We start from the raw sequence: 246 nt of genomic DNA, 5'->3' as shown, positions 1-246 counted from the left end.
GCCCGGTGGCCTGCGCCACCATGTGGGTCAGCAGTGCGTAGCTGGCGAGAGTGAAGGGCACGCCCAGGAAGATGTCGCCGCTGCGCTGGTCCAGCTGGCAGCTCAGCTTGCCGTCCACCACGTAGAACTGGAACAGGTTGTGGCAGGGCATCAACGCCCTCTGCGAGAGCTCACCCACGTTCCAGGCGCTCACCACCCGCCGGCGCGAATCCGGGTTGCGTTTGTTCTCGTCCACCAGCCACTGCA

At 65.9% G+C, this 246-nt stretch carries 1 protein-coding gene; it reads right to left on the bottom strand.

From position 1 onward, the window contains the following. Window positions 1–246: thymidylate synthase (gene thyA, locus ACQG3P_RS21590; protein ID WP_426806197.1), on the bottom strand; the 246-nt coding region annotated here is incomplete at both ends.

It is taken from the genome of Stenotrophomonas sp. SrG, assembly GCF_050031795.1.
Taxonomy (GTDB): Bacteria; Pseudomonadota; Gammaproteobacteria; order Xanthomonadales; family Xanthomonadaceae; genus Stenotrophomonas; species Stenotrophomonas rhizophila_A.
Note: the sequence above shows the minus strand (reverse complement) of the source record. Positions and strands in the feature narration are given on the sequence as shown.